Here is an 18242-nt window from a genome sequence, read left to right on the forward strand (position 1 = left end):
CCTTTTTACGGGAACTTCCACGCAATCATTGCTATACTAGGGGCAGAAGCGATGGAGTATTGCGTGTCTGGTGACAATGGCTGTGAAGCCTAATTATTCTCAACGGAAACCTGTCAACTGACAATCCCAATCGCTACCCAAAATGTATCATAAGCAAAGTCAGTATTGGCCGACAGAATAGTGAAAATTGGCCTTAAGACAACCGGTGATTAGTGACCAGAGGCGGAGCAAGGTGACCAGCTGTGTCGATGTTCTTAGGCGAGTGCTCTTCTCACCTTAGAACATGGGACGACCTTTGAGACCCGAACTTAGGGCTCAAAGGCGAGGTGGAAGACCGCTTCTCAGGCTGGAACCGTTCCCCACAGCAGGGCACCTTGCTCCGCCGCCGGGAACGAACAAACCACCGTGTCCCGGCCTATTTTCACCATTCCGGAGGCAGTTGACCATCTGACTTGCCCATAATTTTAATGATGTAGGAGGCGGTAGTATGACTGCTAAAAACGGACAATTGTATCAACTAAGTCTCACCGGTGTACTCGGCGGTTTAATGGGCGTTTTCGTCACGCGTTTATTCGGCGCTAACCGGCTCAATCCAGATGACATTCTGGAACAGGTCAAACGCCAATTCCGGCAAGAATCCCCCATCGAGGGCGCTTGGATTGAAAAGCACGCGGTTCCCTTTCAAAAATTCGCGGTAAAGTCCCGCGTTTACTATGGCGGCATCAACCGCTATGAAGACGACCAGCTGGTTCAGTACCAGTTCGTGGCCGATGCCGAAACCGGGAGTGTCTTAGACATTCACCGGCTGTAATCTTAACCTGAATAAATCTTGGCGTTGACTATTTTCTTTAGCTAACGCTTTTTTACTACTCAAATTAAAAAAGACGAAAACCATTTCTCGGCTTTCGTCCTTTTCATTTGTCTAAAACTTAATCAGTTGGTAAGGTCTTCAAACTCTTGGCTTGGTTGTGAATATCGGTCCGCACAATCAGCACGTCACAGATAGCGTTGGCAACCACGTAACTTGCCGTGGATCCCATCAACATCCGTTCGACCACGTTGACCCCGGTCGCACCGAGCATGATCAAGTCGGCCTGATATTCCTTAGGCAAGGTCTTGGCCAAATCAACCTTGGCGTGCCCATAGAACACGGAGGTCACGACCTCTTTTACGCCAGCTTCTTGGGCCTTGCGCCGATATTTATCAACGGTGGCCTCCAGATCCTGACGGGCTTCGTCCATCACTTGTTGATCGACGTACCCGAAACCAACCTGGGTGTCGCTTCCCAAGCCCACGTAATCTCCGCCACTCATAATCGTGACGATGATCAGTTCAGCTTGGTTCCGCACGGCAACGGCAATCGCTTTATCAATCGCCCGCCGTGCCTGCCGGGAACCGTCGACCCCCACTAAAATACGCTTGTATTCTGCGGCCATTTCTCTCACTCCTTCGCCAGATTCGGTGGCTTACTTGGTCAGCTCGTAAATGGCCTGACCGTAAATGGCCATCGCCTTTAACAGGTCGGCCTTGGGTTGAAATTCATCGGCTTGATGCATCGTGTCAGCCGTGCCGGGGAATAAGGCCCCGAAGGCTACACCACGCTTCATCAGCCGGCCATACGTGCCCCCACCCACAACTTCTGGTTGGGCATCCATGTCGCCGGTCTGTTGCCGGTAAACGTCCATCAACGTGGCCACGATTGGGTCACTTGGATCAACGTAATGTGGCACCATTTCGCGACCTTGCTTGAGTTCAACGTTCATGTCAGCGGTTGCTTTCGCTAAACCAGCCTGAATGTCCGCTGCACCGGTACCAGTTGGGTAACGGAAGTTGGTGTTGATCAAGGCTGCCTGGTTGGCGGTAAAGGTTTGAACCCCGACGTTCATGGTCAAGTCACCCATGACCTTGTCCGTGTAGGCGATGCCTAACTTGTTGGCCCGTGAATCGTCATGCAACTGGTTGGCTAGCAGGTCTAAGAAATCGGCTGCGTCGGCACCAAAATTCAAGCCGTTCAGGAAGGTTGCCAGGTAAGTCCCGGCGTTGATACCGTTCTTAGGTTCCATCCCGTGAGCGGCCTTCCCAATCACGTGGAAATGCACGCCATCGGCTTCAACAGAAGCTTCACCGGTAACGGGCGCGTCAGCCAGGAAACTGTTAAAGTCAGCCACAACCTGGTCACCATTGGCAACTTGGGCAATGGCTTCGGCATCCCGGGGCACCATGTTTTCCCGTAGCCCAGCATCGAATTCTTGTAGGGCATCCGCGTCGCCATTGGTCCCAGCAAAGGTCGTGGTGAAGGTGACGTTCCCCTTTTCACCATTGATCAGAGGGAATTCAGCGTCGGGTGAGAAGCCCAGCGTTGGGGCTGGTTCGAGGTCGAGGTAGTGGTTCATCCCCGTCCAGTCACTTTCTTCGTCGGTCCCAATGATGAAACGAATCTTCATCTTAGGTAAGATGCCTTGGTCCTTCAACATCTTCAAGCCGTAGTAAGCAGCCAGTGAAGGCCCCTTGTCGTCAGACGTTCCCCGACCGTACAGGTTACCGTCTTTTTCCGTCAGTGTGAAGGCATCCGTGTGCCAACCCTTACCAGCGGGCATCACGTCGGCATGGCCAAGGATGGCTAAGGTGTCATCCCCTTCACCAAATTCGACGTAACCGACTAAATTGTCTAAATTTTTCGTTTTAAATCCGTCGCGTTGTGCTAAGCCTAAAAATGCAATCAAAGCTTTAGCCGGACCGGGACCCAGTGGGTACTCATCGGTGGCCTGTGAATCATCACGAGCACTATCGATGCCGACCAACGTTGTTAGGTCTGCCAGGTAGTCCTCTTGGTACTGTTCAGATAGCTTTTGCCAATCAATTGCCATGATTGGACCTCCTTCATTTTATTGGGACTTAACGTCCGGATCACTGATGCGGGTCATTTAAAATAACGCTGTCAATTTGCGTGGTCCAATCAGCCGAAAAACTGCTGCTCATTGCCGCAACGCCCACTCAGTGACCTACCGTCAATTTTAGCATACCGCCCCGCAATTGTAAGCCAATTTCACGGTGTAAATTTTCAATTCAGTCGGTTAAGTCGTTGTGTCCCGTTCCGGTTGATTTGACACGTGCGCCTGTGACCGGCCGTGCTATACTGAATTGGTGAACGAGGAGGCCCACTCATGGAAACTTTAACCGAAAAAATCTTAACCGATACGATTTGTCAGCGACCGGCTGACAGCTACAAAGGCACCTATGGCCGCATCACCCTGATTGGCGGCAACCGCAACTTTGGCGGTGCCATCCTAATGGCGAGCGCCGCAGCCGTGTACGCCGGCGCGGGACTGGTCACGACCATCACCGACGCCAGCAATCAAGGTAGTCTGCACGCGCGATTACCCGAGGCCATGTTCGCGGACATCACGGACTTTGCCCAAACGCAATCGCTGATCAAGGGGACCGACGTGGTCGTCATTGGCCCCGGTCTTGGGACGGATAACCAGGCCCAAGCCGTCTTGGCCAACGTCTTTAGTGCCGTGACGTCCAAACAGACGCTGGTGATCGACGGGTCGGCCATCACACTGGTTGCCCAGGATCATCTGTCGTTGCCACAAGCCCATTTGATTTTCACGCCACACCAGATGGAATGGCAACGACTCAGTGGCATCGCCATCGCGGACCAAACGGCAACTGCCAACCGGGCAGCCGTGGATCAGTTACACGCCACGGTGGTGGTCAAATCGCACCGGACTGAAATCTACACGGCGGACCAGACCTATGTCAATCCACTGGGCACGCCTGCCCAAGCTACCGGTGGGATGGGCGACACCCTCGCGGGGATGATTGGCGGCTTCGTGGCTCAGTTCCATCCCACGGACCCCGCCGTCTGCGCCGCGGTCTACAGCCACAGTGCCATCGCCGAAGAGCTGGCACAGACGCAGTACGTGGTGTTGCCTAGCCAGATTGCGGCGGCCCTCCCCACGTTTATGAAACGGCATGAAGCTAAGTAAACGGTGTGCTTGGCTGTTCGTTCCCGGCGGCGGGCTCAAAGCGCCCTGCTGTGGGGCCGGTTCCAGACTGAGGAGCGGTCTTCCACCTCAACTTTGCGCCTGAAGTACGGTCGCAAAGGTTGTCCCATGTTCTAGGCTGAGAAAACCACTCAGCCAAGAACATCGACACAGCTGGGCACTTTGGCCCGCCTCTGGTCACTGACTTAGTGTTTCTTATTTTCAACTGTTTAACAATCGACGTTGTTCTACACTTAACCGTTATTCCAGTCAAGAATTTTCATTATGTCATTCAGACCGGCTAAAAAAATAAACACTTTATGCACATCAAACTTATCACATATAGAAAAGGACTGATCAGCCTTCCCCCAGGGAATTGCTAATCAGTCCTATTTTTATGATTCTTAAGTCTAATTCTGTGTCGTTACCTTTTCCAACGAACTCACCGCATCAATTTCCGTGGCGAAGAGTCCGCGGTACGTGCCGACTGGTAAATCTACTGGCAACGCTAAGGGACCGACTGCCGTGCGACTGACCGGGCCGTTCACGCCTGGCAAGGCTGACAACGCCGCAATCCCTGCCGGTACATCGCTGGTTACCAACGTCAGCGTCACACTCTGGTGGACCTGGTCCACGCTTGAGGTGACCTGTTTGAACGCCGCATTCGTCGTCAGCGTGGGCACCGTTGTCCCGCTCAGACTGACCTGCAACGTGCTGTCCCAGTTCTGGGCCGTCACGTCGGCTAAGAAGTGCTCATCGTCACTGGCCACGACCAACCCCACCGCTTCCTTGGGCAAATCCGCCAAGGCTTTGAGTGTCCGTTGCTGGTCTAACGCGTTGAGCAGGCTGCCCAAGCTGCGTTGACTGGTCGGCTCCAGGTTTAAAACGAACCCCACCGGTTTATTAAACACCAGATACTGGGGTTGCCGGCCCGTGACCGCTAGTCCATCGACGCGGACTTGGTCGGTCGCAACCACGTTTTCACGGGGCGAGTCCACTACCAAATCGTTGACGGTGACCCGGCCCTGCCGAAGCAACCGGAAAATCTGCCTCGGGGTGCCCTGACGATGTTCCGTTAAGTAACGTTCAATGTTCATCGCACTTTGCCTCCTCTAACGAATGTGCAAGCGCCGCCGGAGCCCAGCAATTCGTGGGCCCAAGATGGAATCCGCTAACCGGGTTCGTAAAACGACGTACACGTAGAAATAACCGGCCACGATGACCGCGACCATGACAATCAAGAAGTTGACGACCCGGCCTTGACTGCCGCTGAACGCGCCAATCCAAGCCACAAGACGGGCTAACCCGTAGGTGCCAATCGAGGTCAACAAAATCCCATTCGTCTTCTTGGCAATGTGGGCAAAGTTAATCCCAAATTGCACATCGAGCGAATGAATAATCAGGTAACAGGTCACGGTAAAGCCAATCCCGGTCGCAATCAGTGGTCCAAAGGCGCCAAAGAAGTAAACCAGCGGCCACTGGACAATAAACTTCACGACGGTCCCGACTAAGAAGTACCGGACCGCGCGTTTATTTTGCGAAATCCCCTGCATCAGTGCGGAAACCACCGTGTACAGGCCCAGCAAAATCGACAGATATGACGAGAATGCCAGGATGGAGGCGGCCAACGCGGCGTGTGACCGGCCATAGAAGACCAGGTTCAGGGGACTGGCAATGGCGGCCATCCCCAACGCGCTAGGAATCATGACGAATTCAAACATCAAAAACGCGTTCGATAATTGCGCAGAAATTTCAGCCTTATTTCCCCGCGTGTAAGACTCGGACAGTAACGGCACAACCGTCACGGCCAAGGCCGACGCGAGTGAAATGGTAATCATAATTAATTTATTGGCGTTAACCCCGAACAACGCGAATAAGTCGTTCAGGTGGGCATCCGTGTAGGTGCCGGCCATGTGCATGATGGGTGCAAAGGTGTACTGGTCAATCAATTGGAAGATGGTAATACCGGCCCCTAAGACAATAAAGGGCACGGCTTGCGCAATGATTTCCTTATATAATTGATTGGCGGGAACCACTAACTCGTTGTTACTGTTGGCAACCAAGTCGCGGAAGTAATGCCGCCGACGCCAGTAGTAGACCCCCAGAATCAGCAGGCCACCTAAGGCCCCGATGGCTGCCGCAAAGGTAGATTGCGACACGGCCGTGACCCAGTTCCCATTTAAGACCCGCATGATAATGAAGGCCGTGATCAGCATGTAGGCGACTCGAACCAGCTGTTCCACGAATTGGGAAATCGCTGACGGCGCCATTTGCTGGAAGCCTTGGAAATACCCCCGCGTCAGGCTCATCGTGGGGATGATCAGGATGGCCCAGGCCAGTGAATGCAGGACCGGCACCAGGTGCGCATCGCCCCCGGTAAAGAGTGGCGCCCCAAAGTACATCAGCAGCGCGATGGAAATCCCGGTAACAATGGCAATTTCCAGTCCCCGTTTATACAGTCGGACACTAATCCCGTATTCATTTAGGGCATTGTAGTGGGCCACCTGCTTGGCAATCGCCGAAGGCACCCCGGCAATCGCCGCAATCAGGAAGAAGCTGTAGATATTATAACCCTTCCCATAGAGCGCGTTACCCTGTAGATAAAATGCACCGAACCAGATGTTCCAGGGAATAATGTACACGGCGCCGAGGATCCGCGAAAAAATACTCCCCGCCGTCATCCACGCCGACCCGGCAACCATTTGGTCTTGCGCACTTCCTTGGTTTCCAGTTTGATTTGACCTTGCCGCCATTTGACACCCTACTTTCAATTTCTAAAATTCATCGTTTGTCCCGACCCGAAAATGGCCGAGCTAATCAAACAAACATTATACCATAGGATTTCCCTAGTAAATATCAGGTTTCGGTAAAGATTTCGTGATAATCGGTAGTTTCTCAGCATCTTGCTTACCGGATGCCACTAACAGTGGTATGCTTGAATTAGTCGAGAAACAGTAATTATTCAAGGAGGAATGCCAACATGACGCAGGCAACAGCTGGTTCCAGCGCAGCACCGAAGATGCAGATGTCACCAGAACGAGCAAAACAGGTCGTAACGATGACCAAGAGTATTCGGGCCCACTTCCCAGAGTTAGCATCGATTCCAGATGCCCAGTTAATTTATTCCACGTGGCGCAGCTTTAAGCGTATTGATCAGACGAATGATAGTGATTATCAAACAATGGCCAACGTCTTCTTCCACGAATTCGATCGGCATTTATTAAACTATCAACTCTCTAAGAGCGGCCAAGAAGCCGTTGTCAGTCATCGGTTCTTTGCTATTTTAACTGAAATTCTTTAGTCTTTGTTTCTCCCCTGTTAGCCAGTTGGCCGACAGGGTTTATTTTTTACGCTGGTGAAAATGGGGGCTCTGATTTGCCGTTCCCGGCGGCGGGCTCAAAGTGCCCTGCTGTGGGGCCGGTTCCAGCCTGAGGGGCGGGCTTCCACCTCAACTTTGAGCCGAAGTACGGTCTCAAAGGTTGCCCCATGGGCTAAGCTGAGAAAAATCGCTCAGCTAAGGCCATCGACACAGCTGGTCACTTTGGCCCGCCTCTGGTCACTGACATCGACCACGCATTTTCACTAGCATGCACGTCTAAACTCGTCATCGGCCGACCAGGTTGTTCACTAGTAGTCCACTGCCAAGCAGTGCGTACGGCCTCCTCCGGCCTTGAATCTGAGCAAAAAAATCGCAACACTGAAAGCGCCTTATCGCCTGCTAAGTCAGTCTTTCAGAGGATTATCCGTTTCTAAATGCGGTATACTTATCCTGTGAATGACTTAGTGTGACGACTTTTTTATTACATTGAGAATGAGTGATAAGTGAGGCGATTTATTTGCGTTATTTAGCATTGTTAGGCAGTCACGAGCGGCAAGGCATCACCGCTGGCTATTTACAGGCTGTTTTAGATACCCTGCCCGCTTCGGCTGAGGTAGAGACCGTGTTTCTTCGGGACTATGACATTTACCCGGACACCAAGGAACAGGCCTGCCCGGCATTGGATGAAATTGAGGCCAAGATGGCAGCCAGTGACTTCTGGATTGTCTGCGCACCAACCTATTGGGGCGGCATGTCTGGCGTGATGAAGCAGTTCTTCGACTGCATGCGGTTCCGTTTGGTGAAAATGAATTCCGTGGCCGACACGCTGCCCGGCAAATATAAGGATAAACATTACTTAAGCATGACCACCTGTTTCATCAGCTCCACGGAGAACTTTTTCACCGGCATCACCGACCAAACTTTCGTCACGATTGACCGCATCTTAACCGGAGCTGGTCTGATCAAGGTCGGCGAGTTCGTCGGCACCGGAACCTGGGGGACCCACGCGCCCCGACCAGAAAAAATTGCCGAATGCCAGCGCTGGGGCAAGAAAATCGCTGACCGGCCACGAAAGGATGATAACACGTTGAAACGCTACATACTTTTATTCTTTATGATTGCCATCATGGCGCTGATCACCATGGGCCTGCAAGCCTGGTGGTTCGGGGTCTTTGCGGCTGGCAAATTCTGGCTGACGTACGCAACTTTTGTGGTGATCTTTTATGTGCTGCTGGCTAGCATCCTGCACTTTTTCACCTTCGTCCGTCACCGCCGGCGTTAAGTCTTTGACTTCGCCTTACCGGGCCGGTCAAATGGACCGGAACGCGGTGGGCAGGACGGCTAGAGCCAAAGGACGGTCTCTAGCCTCGCTTTGAACCGCCAAAATCAGCGTTTCAAAGTCGCCATTTCTAGAACGGTAAATCACCGTCCTAGAAATCCCACGGCTGAGTCCATTTGACCGGCCCTCACGGCTGACACAGACTGAGCCCCGGCTTTTCCCCGTTTTAGGGGTAACATCTACACCATTTAGACAACTTTCAGACGGTATTGTTAGGTAGGCAACCCACGGGTTAAACCAATGTCAGCCGCAGAACTGGTGAAAATGAGGCAATCCGGTAGATGTTAGTGACCAGAGGCGGGCCAAAGTGACCAGCTGTGTCGATGGCCTTGGCTGAGGTATTTTCTCAGCTTAGCCCATGGGGCAACCTTTGAGACCGTACTTCGGCTCAAAGTCGAGGTGGAAGCCCGCCCCACAGGCTGGAACCGACCCCACAGCAGGGCGCTTTGAGCCCGCCGCCGGGAACGGACAGCACCGCGTTCCGACGCAATTTTCACCAGCCCCGAGGCAACAGTTTTAAACCATAATTGCATACACTAAAGGGTGATGACTGGGCCGGTTGGCTGTCATCACCCTTTTTGCTAGTCCTCATAATGCGCCTGAATCGTCGCACTGGCCACCAACTTACCGACGACTGTCAACGACTTAATGGCCCGAAACAAGTTATCTTCCTGCCGAATCTGCGTCAGGTCCAGTCGCCCGACGATGAACAGCTGACTGGCACCCTTCCGCCGCAGACGGTCGTTGATGTCTTGATCGGTGTACGTGTAGTTGCCGACCAGCGTTTCTAACGAGCGGCCATGAAACGTTTCCGCGTTGACCGTTTGAATGATGGCCCGGTTGGCCAGTAGTTCCTGCTTGATGGCCCGCTGGATGAATTCCGTGCGTGAGTGCACGATTCCCTGGTCGATCAACAAATCAATTTGTGCCAGTTCCGTGGCCGACAATGTCATAAACACTCTCTTTGAATCTTGCATCATCGCTGTGCCTCCCCCCCAATTTTTAGGCATCCGTTTTCAAATAAGCATCCTCCAGCGTCTCGGCGTCAGTCTCGGCCATCAACTCGGCCGGGCTGCCACTAAACGCGATGCACTGGCCCGCCAAGACCAAGACGTGGACGTTTTCCGTTGGTAGATTGCGGAACTGGTGGGTCGTCATGATGACGGTCTTGCCCCGGGCGACCAGCTGTTTAATCTGGTCGATAACCGCGACGGCCACCTTCACGTCCAGTCCGCTTTCCGGCTCGTCGAACAGATACAGGTCGCGTTCCAGCTGACAAACCCCCGCCAACAAGACCAACTGCCGCTGACCGCCCGACAAATCTTTCAGTCGCGTTTGCGCAATCACCTGCAGATTTTCAGGTAACTGGTCGACTTGAAAATTCTCTGCGGGTCGATCCAGGTCCGCCATCATTTTAATCGTCTCAAAAACCGTGGCGGTCCCAGTGAACGGCGCGCCCTGCATGTGATAAGCAATCCGCTGCATGGTCGGGAAGCCGGTGAATGGTAAGTGGCGTTGCTCGCTGACTCCGGCAATAAAATCGAGGAGCGTCGTCTTGCCCACGCCGTTCACGCCTAAGAGAATATTGAGCTTGCCCGGTTCAAACGTTGCCGTTAAATGGTCAAATAGTTGGCGACCATCGGGTAACTGGTACGAAAAATTGTCAATTTGCATGGTGCGCCTCCTAATAGCGACTGGTGTATGATTGTAGCTTCATGTGCCGGACGGGGTAGAAGCCCACGGCCAGGTAGAACAGGGCGACGACACCCAACACGCCCAGCATCAGCCCGGTCGCCGGTCCCATTAGATTGAACAGCATCCCGTACGCCACAATCATGTAATTGCAGGGATTCAGGGCCGTCAAAACGATGCCCAACGCCGAATCCGGATTAAACGGCAGATTGATCAGAAGCATCCCCAGGAAAATGTACCCCATCATCATGAGTGACACCACGTTGAGCTTGATTGGCAGCATTAAGATAAAGTTCGTGAAGCCGGCCACGATTGGGATCAACAGGAAATTCATCAAGAAACCGCCCACCATCAAGGGTACCAGACTCAGTGAGGCTGGGTTTAACAGCACCACGATGATGTCAAACACCACGATTTCAATCTGAATAAACACAATTTGGACTACCAGATTGCTATAGAAAATCAACCGTTTGTCGCCGGCGATAATCGTAAACATTTTTAAAAAGTTACTCTCCCGCATCCCAATCAGCCCAAACTGAAAACCGTTCAGTACGCCAACCAGAACGATGTATGCCCAATAACTCAGTAATTGGTATGCCACGTTGTGTAAGCCAAATGGATGCCCACCAGAACTAACGGTCGCAATCACAAAATAAATCGTGGGCGCAACCAACGTGTAAAAGAGAATCGCTTTTTCATTCCAAGTTTGTCGCAATTCAAAGCGACTAAGAATCTTCAACCTTCGCCACATTCTGAATCCCTCCCTATTGTCCCCACAGTCAAACAGAAGATCTGCAGTGGTGCCCCTCATTATCCACATCAAATCCGCCATGCCAAACAAAAAGTGCCAGCCACCTTTGATTAGGAAAGTGACTGACACTTAAGTTTTCAAATAAACTGGGATTAACCTAGTTATACTGGGCACTTTTAAAAACGCTAAAACTGATACAACGCTCACCTAGTCATTTCAACGCACAGTCCTAGCCGAAGGCGGCCAGGGACAGAACCCCTGTGTCGGTATTCTTAGGCCGGCGATTTTTCCGGTCTTAGAATACGGGACGTGTTGCAAGACGCGTTCTGTGCGGCTTGGAACCGAGACCGAAGACCGCTCTGTGGCTTCGGTCGGTCCCCATAGGGGTGGCGTCCCTGACCGCCGAGGCGGCAAGGACAGATGTTGAAATTAGTTGGCGACGATGTTGACGAGCTTGCCTGGGACGACGATAACCTTCCGAACCGTCTTGCCATCCGTATGGGTCTTAACCGTCTCATCAGCCAAAGCTTGGGCTTCGATATCGTCCTTAGCAGCGTCCTTGGCCACCTTCAAGTGGGCCCGGACCTTACCATTGACCTGAACGACCAATTCAACCACGTCTTCAACCAATTGCTTGGCGTCGTACGTTGGCCACTTGGCGTAGGAAATCGTGTCGTCGTGACCCATCAAGGCCCAAAGTTCTTCAGCAATGTGAGGAACGATTGGGGAAATCATCTTGACGAAACCTTCCATGTAGATCAATGGCAGGCTGTCGGCCTTGTAGGCTTCGTTGACGAAGACCATCAATTGTGAAATGGCCACGTTGAAGCGCATGGCTTCGAGGTCTTCACTCACCGTCTTAACGGTTTGGTTGTAGATCTTATCCAACGTACCATCGTTGATCATCGTGACCCGGTCGCGCAGATGGTTGTTGTCATCGATCAACAGACGCCAAACACGGTCGAGCCAACGTTTGGAACCGTTGATACCTTCCGTACTCCATGGCTTGGAAGCTTCTAATGGCCCCATGAACATTTCGTACAAACGCAGGGTGTCGGCCCCAACCTTGTCAACGATTTCGTCGGGGTTGATAACGTTCCCCTTAGACTTGGACATCTTTTCGTGGTTGGTCCCGAGAATCATCCCTTGGTTAACCAGCTTCTGGAAAGGTTCCTTGGTTGGTACAACACCGAGGTCGTACAGGAACTTGTGCCAGAACCGCGCGTACAGCAAATGCAGTACGGCATGTTCGGCTCCACCAATGTAGAGGTCGACTGGCATCCAGTATTTCAGCTTTTCAGGGTCGGCAATGGCCTCGTCGTTGTGTGGATCGATGTAACGCAAGAAGTACCATGAACTCCCAGCCCATTGTGGCATGGTGTTAGTTTCACGTTTACCCTTACGCCCATTCTCATCCACGACATTGACCCAGTCGTCCAGGTTAGCCAGTGGACTTTCACCTGTCCCAGAAGGTTCGAGTTGCTTAGCTGCTGGCAGCTTCAATGGTAATTCGTCTTCGGGAACCAACGTGGTCTCACCATCTTCCCAATGAATGACAGGAATTGGTTCACCCCAGTAACGTTGACGGGAGAAAATCCAGTCCCGCAAGCGGAAGTTGACCTTCTTGTGACCAGCCTTGTGTTCCTCAAGCCAGTCGATGGCCGCAGCAATGGCGTCCTTCTTGTTCAACCCATTCAGGAAGTCGGAGTTGATGTGCTTGCCATCGCCCGTGTAGGCAGCGGCTTGTACGTCGGTATCGTCATCCCCAGCAATCACTTGCACGATTGGCAGGTTGAATTTCTGAGCAAATTCGTTGTCCCGGTCGTCATGCGCAGGCACGGCCATGATGGCCCCAGTCCCGTAGGAAGACAACACGTAATCCCCAATCCAGATTGGCAATTTCTCGCCGCTCATTGGGTTGATGCCGTAAGCCCCGGTGAAGACCCCGGTCTTGTCCTTATTCAAATCAGTCCGTTCCAAGTCAGACTTGCTGTCAATGGCTTGTTGGTAAGCCTTGACTTCGGCGGCGTGTTCCGGTGTCGTGATTTTTTCAACCAGGGCATGTTCTGGCGCTAAGACCATGTAGGTTGCGCCAAACAACGTGTCAGGACGCGTCGTGTAGACTTCGACCTTGGTGTCCTCTTGCCCAGCAACTGGGAAGAAGACGCTGGCCCCTTCGGAACGGCCGATCCAGTTACGTTGCATTTCCTTGATGCTGTCCGGCCAATCCAGGTCGTCCAAGTCATCCAGCAAACGATCAGCGTAAGCCGTGATCTTCAGAACCCATTGCCGCATTGGGACGCGGTAAACGGGATAGCCACCCCGTTCCGTCTTCCCATCGACAACTTCTTCGTTGGCCACAACCGTGCCACCCATGAAATCAGGCGCCCAGTTGACCATGATCTTGTCTTCGTAAGCCAGACCCTTTTTGTACATTTGTTCAAAGATCCACTGCGTCCACTTGTAGAAGGATTCGTCAGTCGTGTTGACTTCGCGGCTCCAGTCATAAGAGAACCCAAGTGAGCGGATTTGGCGTTTGAAATTCTTGATGTTGTGCGCGGTGAAGTCCTTCGGGTTGTGCCCCGTCTTCAAGGCGTATTGTTCAGCGGGTAAACCGAAAGCGTCCCAGCCCATGGGGTGCAAGACGTTGAAGCCTTGCATCCGCTTCAAGCGGGCCATGATGTCGGTTGCCGTGTAACCTTCGGGATGACCCACGTGGAGTCCTTGACCTGAAGGGTATGGGAACATATCCATCACGTAATACTTCGGTTTGCTTTGATTGTCAGAGGTCTTGAATGTTTCATTGACCCGCCAGTAATGTTGCCATTTGCGTTCAATTATTTGGTGTTCGTATGCCAAATTGTTCGCTCCCTTTCTCAATTTCAACGTTGAGCCACAAAAAAAGCCCCCCAGAAGCCCAAAATTCAGCTTCTGTAGGGCGTGTCAGCGCGGTACCACCTACATTTCCCCGGTCTTGTACCGAGGCTCATTAACGGCTGATAACGTCGCCAAACGCCCACTTTGCAGCGGAGAAGACTCCGAGACAAGTTCGTCGACCGGGTAACGGATTCACAGCGACCATCCGCTTGCTGAATACCCTGTCAAACTACTACTTCTCATCAACGTCTTTGCTTAATCAGATTGTTTTCATCTTAGCAAACCCCTTCGCGAAAAGCAAGGGCAACCCCGCCATTTCCGCGAATAATTCCATTTGAAATAGCGGGAACTGCCGACTCCGGCTTCCAGAGATTCCGCCTGCTGTGGGGGACACCTCCAGCCTGAGAAACGGGCTTCCGGTTCGCCTTGAAACCTCGTTAAGAACCACGAGTTTCCAAGGTCGCCCCATGGTCTAGGCTGGGAAAGAACCCCAGCCAACACCATCGACACAGCTGGCTCCATCTCTGGCTTCCTGCGTCTACATCCGCTATTTCAACGCGTAATTAATCTTGATTGCCAGTTTTCTTGTACTTTGCGTTAATGCCTCCGAGCCGGTGAAAATGGGCCGTGACGCTGTGGGCGACCGGTGGAAGCCATAATGCGGTCTTCCACCTTACTTTGAGCCGCTGCCACGTCTCAAAGACAGCAATTACCTAAGCGGCTAAGATCGCCGCTAAGGTAATTCCCACGGCTGAGTCCATTTTCACCGGTCCTGCGGCGTACACTAGTTTAGGGCGTCAGAACCCCGTTCTCCTGACTTCAAGGTTAATGGTTTCTTTTCGTTACTTGTCAACTTTAACCACCGATTCCTTTGCTCCTCTGTCCTTCATCCCCAGTATATTTGAATCCCAGCCTATATTAATTTTTCAATAGGCAATCAACTCAGTCGCTTATTCGTGACCCCCCTGTGCTATACTGAAATTATTATTAAAAGGACTGACCACGCCTTCACATCAGCCTTGGTCAGCTCTTCAAGTCATGATTCTATTTCACAGGAGGTCTCCTTTTTTGACGACCATTTCACAAACCCGCTGGCGCTTCACCTGGGCCGCGGGAATTCTCTTCCTTATTGACCTTTTCGGCGTCGTCTTCCAGCAGTCGTGGCTCAAGGCGTTTGACCAGCTGATTATTGGTTGGATTCGACAACCCTTGCCCACTGGCTTGACGCACGCCATTATCTGGATCACCCACTCCGGCAATCCCAAGCCCGTGACCTGGGTCACACTACTGCTGATTGCCGCACTGGTTATTCTTCGGCGATACCGGGGTGCTCTATTTTTGGCCTTTAACGTGCTGGTCTGGGCGGGTATCGGTAACAGCGTGATCAAACACCTGGTCCAACGGCCGCGGCCCACGGTTGACCGTCTCGTAAGTGCTAGCTCTTACAGCTTTCCCAGCGGTCATTCCATTACGGCCATGCTCCTGTGGGGGTCGCTGATTATTTTACTGGGCTGGTCGTTGCGCCAACATAAAAACACGCGCTGGGTGGTGACGCTCCTACTGAGTATCTGGATTGCCATCATTGGCCTGACGCGAATCTACGTGGGCGTGCACTACCCGACCGACGTGATTGGCGGCTGGTCGCTCGGCTTTGTCCTCCTGACTTTGACCCAGTGGTTCTTAACCCGTTATGGAGATGCGTTATAAATGAATTTACCAAGTGCCTTAACTTATAGTCATACACTTTTAACTGAAATCGTTGGTCCCGGCATGACCGTGGTTGACGCCACCGTTGGTCAGGGCCACGACACCCTATTTCTCGCCAACCTGGTCGGTAAGACTGGCCGCGTCATCGGCTTTGACATTCAACAGGCCGCTCTCGACGCGACCCAGCAACAATTAACCTTGACTGGCCTCGGCGCTCAGGTCGAGCTCCACGCCACCGGCCACGAACACGTCGGTGAGTTTCTAGACCCCGACGAACCCGTTACGGCGGCCGTGTTTAACCTGGGCTACCTGCCCGGTGGTGACAAATCCGTCATCACCCGACCAGAAACCACGTTGGCCGCGGTGAAAACGTTGCTGCCCCATCTACCTCGCGGCGGACGCATCATCCTGGTCGTCTACGCCGGTCATCCCGGTGGCCCAACAGAGCGCCAGGCCGTGGTGGACTTCTGCCAGGCACTGCCGCAAAAGACGTATCAGGTCCTGCAATATGGCTTTATCAATCAAATTCATACGCCGCCGTTCCTGCTCGCGATTGAACGGCGGTAAGCAAAAGCGTTAGCCACCATCCCCACCGGGGACCGTTGGCTAACGTTTTTTCGTTGCACTAGTTATTTTTCGGTGTGAAATCGCTTGGTCAGTTTATCCTGACTGGCCTGCAACAACTGCTGCGGGTCGACGTCGTACTGACTGGCGACCATCAACACCTGATCCAAGACGTCCGCCAGCTCTTCTTGTAGGTTCGCTTCCCAAACGGCCGACGACTTGTGCGCCTCGCCGGGATGGTCGCGCCCAATCTCAATGGCCCGAACCGCCCGCGCCAGTTCACCGACCTCTTCCGTCAAGAAATTCAGATGGATGAAGGGCGAGTAATCATACCAATTCCGTTGCTTGTAAAAGTCCACTAACCACCGTTGATGTTCATCAATATCCATGTGACGACCTCCCTATCTGCCGTGAAAATTTGTCGTTCCTCTAACAATACCATAGTGCTTGCTCCCGGCAACCCACCACGTCTTACAAATTTAGTTATACCAAGCGGTTGGCGGCTTCACGTAAAAACGAGCCTGAGATTTCCCCAGACTCGTTGTTATTTTATATAGCCGAAACGTGCGCCAAAAAGGCAGCCGGTTCCGCTTAAAACTGCTAGCCAAACAATCCAAGACCAGGATTATTCGGTTAGCAGCCTTCATGCTCGCCGACTAACCGCCCTTTGTCCCACGCTTATTTTTTCTGCAACGACTTCCGTTTCGGACTGACCCAGGTCCCCGAGCCAAAGCCTAGAATCGTTTTCAAGGCAGGGATGAACGTCATCACGACCGTAATCGGGTTGACCATCCAGTAAAACAGCATGTACAGCGGCGCAAACAGGATGTACTTGAGCTTAATACCGTGGTGATCCAGCAGCAGTGCCGCCAGCAGCTGCATGAAGCCGGCGAAGATTTCAAAGGTCACGAAGATAAATGAAATCACGATGCCATGGAGGACCCGCTCGTAGTTACCGGTAAACAGGAACATCGCCATGGTTGCCAGAAATGACAGCGAGGTCAGCGTGAAGAAAAACGACCACAAAATGGAGAGCGTGGAGTCCACGAACATGGAAATCTGGTAGCGGTGTTGAATCGGATGGCAAACAAATTTCTTAATATTAGTCAGCCAGACCTCGGTGCCCCCCTGTGCCCAGCGTTTCCGCTGTTTGTAGAGGTCCCGAATCGTTTCCGGCACGTTCATGTGGAAGATCACGTTCGGGGCAAACCGCGGTACGGCGCCAATCATCTGATGGTCCCAAGCGATACTGATATCTTCCGTGGCCCGGTTCTGCCGAAAGCCCCCGACGTCGATCAGAAAGTCCTTCTTATACAGGGTATTGGCCCCACTGTAGGCGTACATCGAGTCGTTGATGGCCGTCTGACTGCGCTTGATGACCCCCACGATACTGGTGAATTCCACCGTTTGCGATTTGCCCAACAGGCTGGAGCGGTTCTGCACGTCCATGTTGGCGGTCACGGCGGAGGTGTTCATATCCCGGTCGCGCATAAAAAAGTTCATGTACTTCATCAATGCATCGGGTTCGGGAATCGTATCGGCATCGTTGCTTAGAATGTACTCGCCCTTGGCAAAGTACATGCCGATGTTAAATGCGTGGGCCTTCCCTTTATTTTTTAAAATCTCAACGGTCCGCAGCCGCGGGTATTTTTCCTGCAGGCGGGCAATGATGGCTCCGGTATCGTCGCTGGAGCCATCGTTCATCACCAGCACCTCAAAATTATCATAGTTCAGCTGGTCAAACAGGTACGTGATGGTTTCTTCAATCATGACCTCTTCATTATGCGCCGGAATCATGATGGTGATCATGGGTTGCTGATCCACCGGAATATTTTCCCAGTCGTAGTCGCGCTTGTTGGTCTTAAAAAAACGATACGACAGCGCGCCCGCAAACCAGAAGAACGACCCCACTACCGGGTACAGGCAGAGAATCAACAGAAAGATGTTCAGCAGGGTCTGCCCCAGCGTCGCTTTTAAAATGCTATCAATAAAGACGTTAAACAT

Annotated in this window: 16 protein-coding genes; 6 read left to right on the forward strand and 10 right to left on the reverse strand. The window is 52.5% G+C overall.

Annotated features, from left to right (window positions below):
* The first annotated feature begins 487 nt into the window (after positions 1-487).
* Positions 488-811, forward strand: a complete 324-nt coding sequence (locus ACEPST_RS13880; protein ID WP_203645342.1) for a PepSY domain-containing protein — start codon at positions 488-490, stop codon at positions 809-811.
* Positions 812-929: 118 nt separating this feature from the next.
* Here ACEPST_RS13880 and ACEPST_RS13885 read toward each other — a convergent pair whose 3' ends face one another.
* Together ACEPST_RS13885 and pepV are read right to left on the reverse strand one after the other, a co-directional pair.
* Positions 930-1436, reverse strand: coding sequence for a universal stress protein (locus tag ACEPST_RS13885; protein ID WP_203645344.1), 507 nt, complete (start codon positions 1434-1436; stop codon positions 930-932).
* Positions 1437-1466: 30 nt separating this feature from the next.
* Positions 1467-2867 (reverse strand): dipeptidase PepV, encoded by a 1401-nt coding sequence (gene pepV / locus ACEPST_RS13890; protein ID WP_204120856.1) that lies wholly within the window; start codon positions 2865-2867, stop codon positions 1467-1469.
* A gap of 297 nt (positions 2868-3164) precedes the next feature.
* On the opposite strand from pepV, the gene ACEPST_RS13895 reads away from it, so the two are divergent.
* Positions 3165-3992, forward strand: coding sequence for an NAD(P)H-hydrate dehydratase (locus ACEPST_RS13895; RefSeq protein ID WP_204120857.1), 828 nt, complete (start codon positions 3165-3167; stop codon positions 3990-3992).
* A 407-nt stretch (positions 3993-4399) separates the two neighbouring features.
* Here ACEPST_RS13895 and ACEPST_RS13900 read toward each other — a convergent pair whose 3' ends face one another.
* Both ACEPST_RS13900 and ACEPST_RS13905 read right to left on the reverse strand, forming a co-directional pair.
* Complete coding sequence (locus ACEPST_RS13900; protein ID WP_395390448.1) at positions 4400-5086, reverse strand: 16S rRNA pseudouridylate synthase; 687 nt, start codon at positions 5084-5086, stop codon at positions 4400-4402.
* A gap of 15 nt (positions 5087-5101) precedes the next feature.
* Positions 5102-6742 carry a putative polysaccharide biosynthesis protein gene (locus ACEPST_RS13905; protein ID WP_204120859.1) on the reverse strand — a complete coding sequence of 547 codons (1641 nt, stop codon included), beginning with the start codon at positions 6740-6742 and terminating at the stop codon, positions 5102-5104.
* A 227-nt stretch (positions 6743-6969) separates the two neighbouring features.
* On the opposite strand from ACEPST_RS13905, the gene ACEPST_RS13910 reads away from it, so the two are divergent.
* Together ACEPST_RS13910 and ACEPST_RS13915 are read left to right on the forward strand one after the other, a co-directional pair.
* The gene (locus tag ACEPST_RS13910; protein ID WP_125765809.1) at positions 6970-7290 is read left to right on the forward strand and encodes a hypothetical protein; all 321 of its coding nucleotides are present in this window, start codon (positions 6970-6972) and stop codon (positions 7288-7290) included.
* A gap of 535 nt (positions 7291-7825) precedes the next feature.
* Positions 7826-8590: a flavodoxin family protein gene (locus ACEPST_RS13915; RefSeq protein ID WP_203645361.1), complete on the forward strand. Its 765-nt coding sequence runs from the start codon at positions 7826-7828 to the stop codon at positions 8588-8590.
* 638 nt (positions 8591-9228) lie between these two features.
* On the opposite strand, the gene ACEPST_RS13920 is transcribed toward ACEPST_RS13915, so the two are convergent.
* The 4 genes from ACEPST_RS13920 to leuS form a co-directional block, all read right to left on the reverse strand.
* Complete coding sequence (locus ACEPST_RS13920; protein ID WP_204120860.1) at positions 9229-9627, reverse strand: hypothetical protein; 399 nt, start codon at positions 9625-9627, stop codon at positions 9229-9231.
* Between the two features lie 22 nt (positions 9628-9649).
* Positions 9650-10321 (reverse strand): ATP-binding cassette domain-containing protein, encoded by a 672-nt coding sequence (locus ACEPST_RS13925; RefSeq protein ID WP_204120861.1) that lies wholly within the window; start codon positions 10319-10321, stop codon positions 9650-9652.
* A gap of 10 nt (positions 10322-10331) precedes the next feature.
* Positions 10332-11090, reverse strand: a complete 759-nt coding sequence (locus ACEPST_RS13930) for a hypothetical protein (RefSeq protein WP_204120862.1) — start codon at positions 11088-11090, stop codon at positions 10332-10334.
* Positions 11091-11519: 429 nt separating this feature from the next.
* On the reverse strand, positions 11520-13949 hold the full coding sequence (leuS, locus tag ACEPST_RS13935; RefSeq protein WP_203645375.1) for a leucine--tRNA ligase: 2430 nt from the start codon (positions 13947-13949) through the stop codon (positions 11520-11522).
* A 1086-nt stretch (positions 13950-15035) separates the two neighbouring features.
* On the opposite strand from leuS, the gene ACEPST_RS13940 reads away from it, so the two are divergent.
* A complete protein-coding gene (locus ACEPST_RS13940; protein WP_204120863.1) occupies positions 15036-15674 on the forward strand; it encodes a phosphatase PAP2 family protein in 639 nt (212 codons plus the stop codon).
* Positions 15675-16241 carry a class I SAM-dependent methyltransferase gene (locus ACEPST_RS13945; protein ID WP_204120864.1) on the forward strand — a complete coding sequence of 189 codons (567 nt, stop codon included), beginning with the start codon at positions 15675-15677 and terminating at the stop codon, positions 16239-16241. It abuts the gene before it with no gap.
* Between the two features lie 62 nt (positions 16242-16303).
* Here ACEPST_RS13945 and ACEPST_RS13950 read toward each other — a convergent pair whose 3' ends face one another.
* Both ACEPST_RS13950 and ACEPST_RS13955 read right to left on the reverse strand, forming a co-directional pair.
* On the reverse strand, positions 16304-16627 hold the full coding sequence (locus ACEPST_RS13950) for a MazG nucleotide pyrophosphohydrolase domain-containing protein (RefSeq protein ID WP_204120865.1): 324 nt from the start codon (positions 16625-16627) through the stop codon (positions 16304-16306).
* 289 nt (positions 16628-16916) lie between these two features.
* Entirely contained in the window at positions 16917-18242 is a 1326-nt protein-coding gene (locus ACEPST_RS13955; protein ID WP_204120866.1) for a glycosyltransferase family 2 protein, read from the reverse strand.

This window comes from Levilactobacillus sp. FUA 3915 (assembly GCF_044053135.1).
GTDB lineage: Bacteria > Bacillota > Bacilli > Lactobacillales > Lactobacillaceae > Levilactobacillus > Levilactobacillus lanxiensis.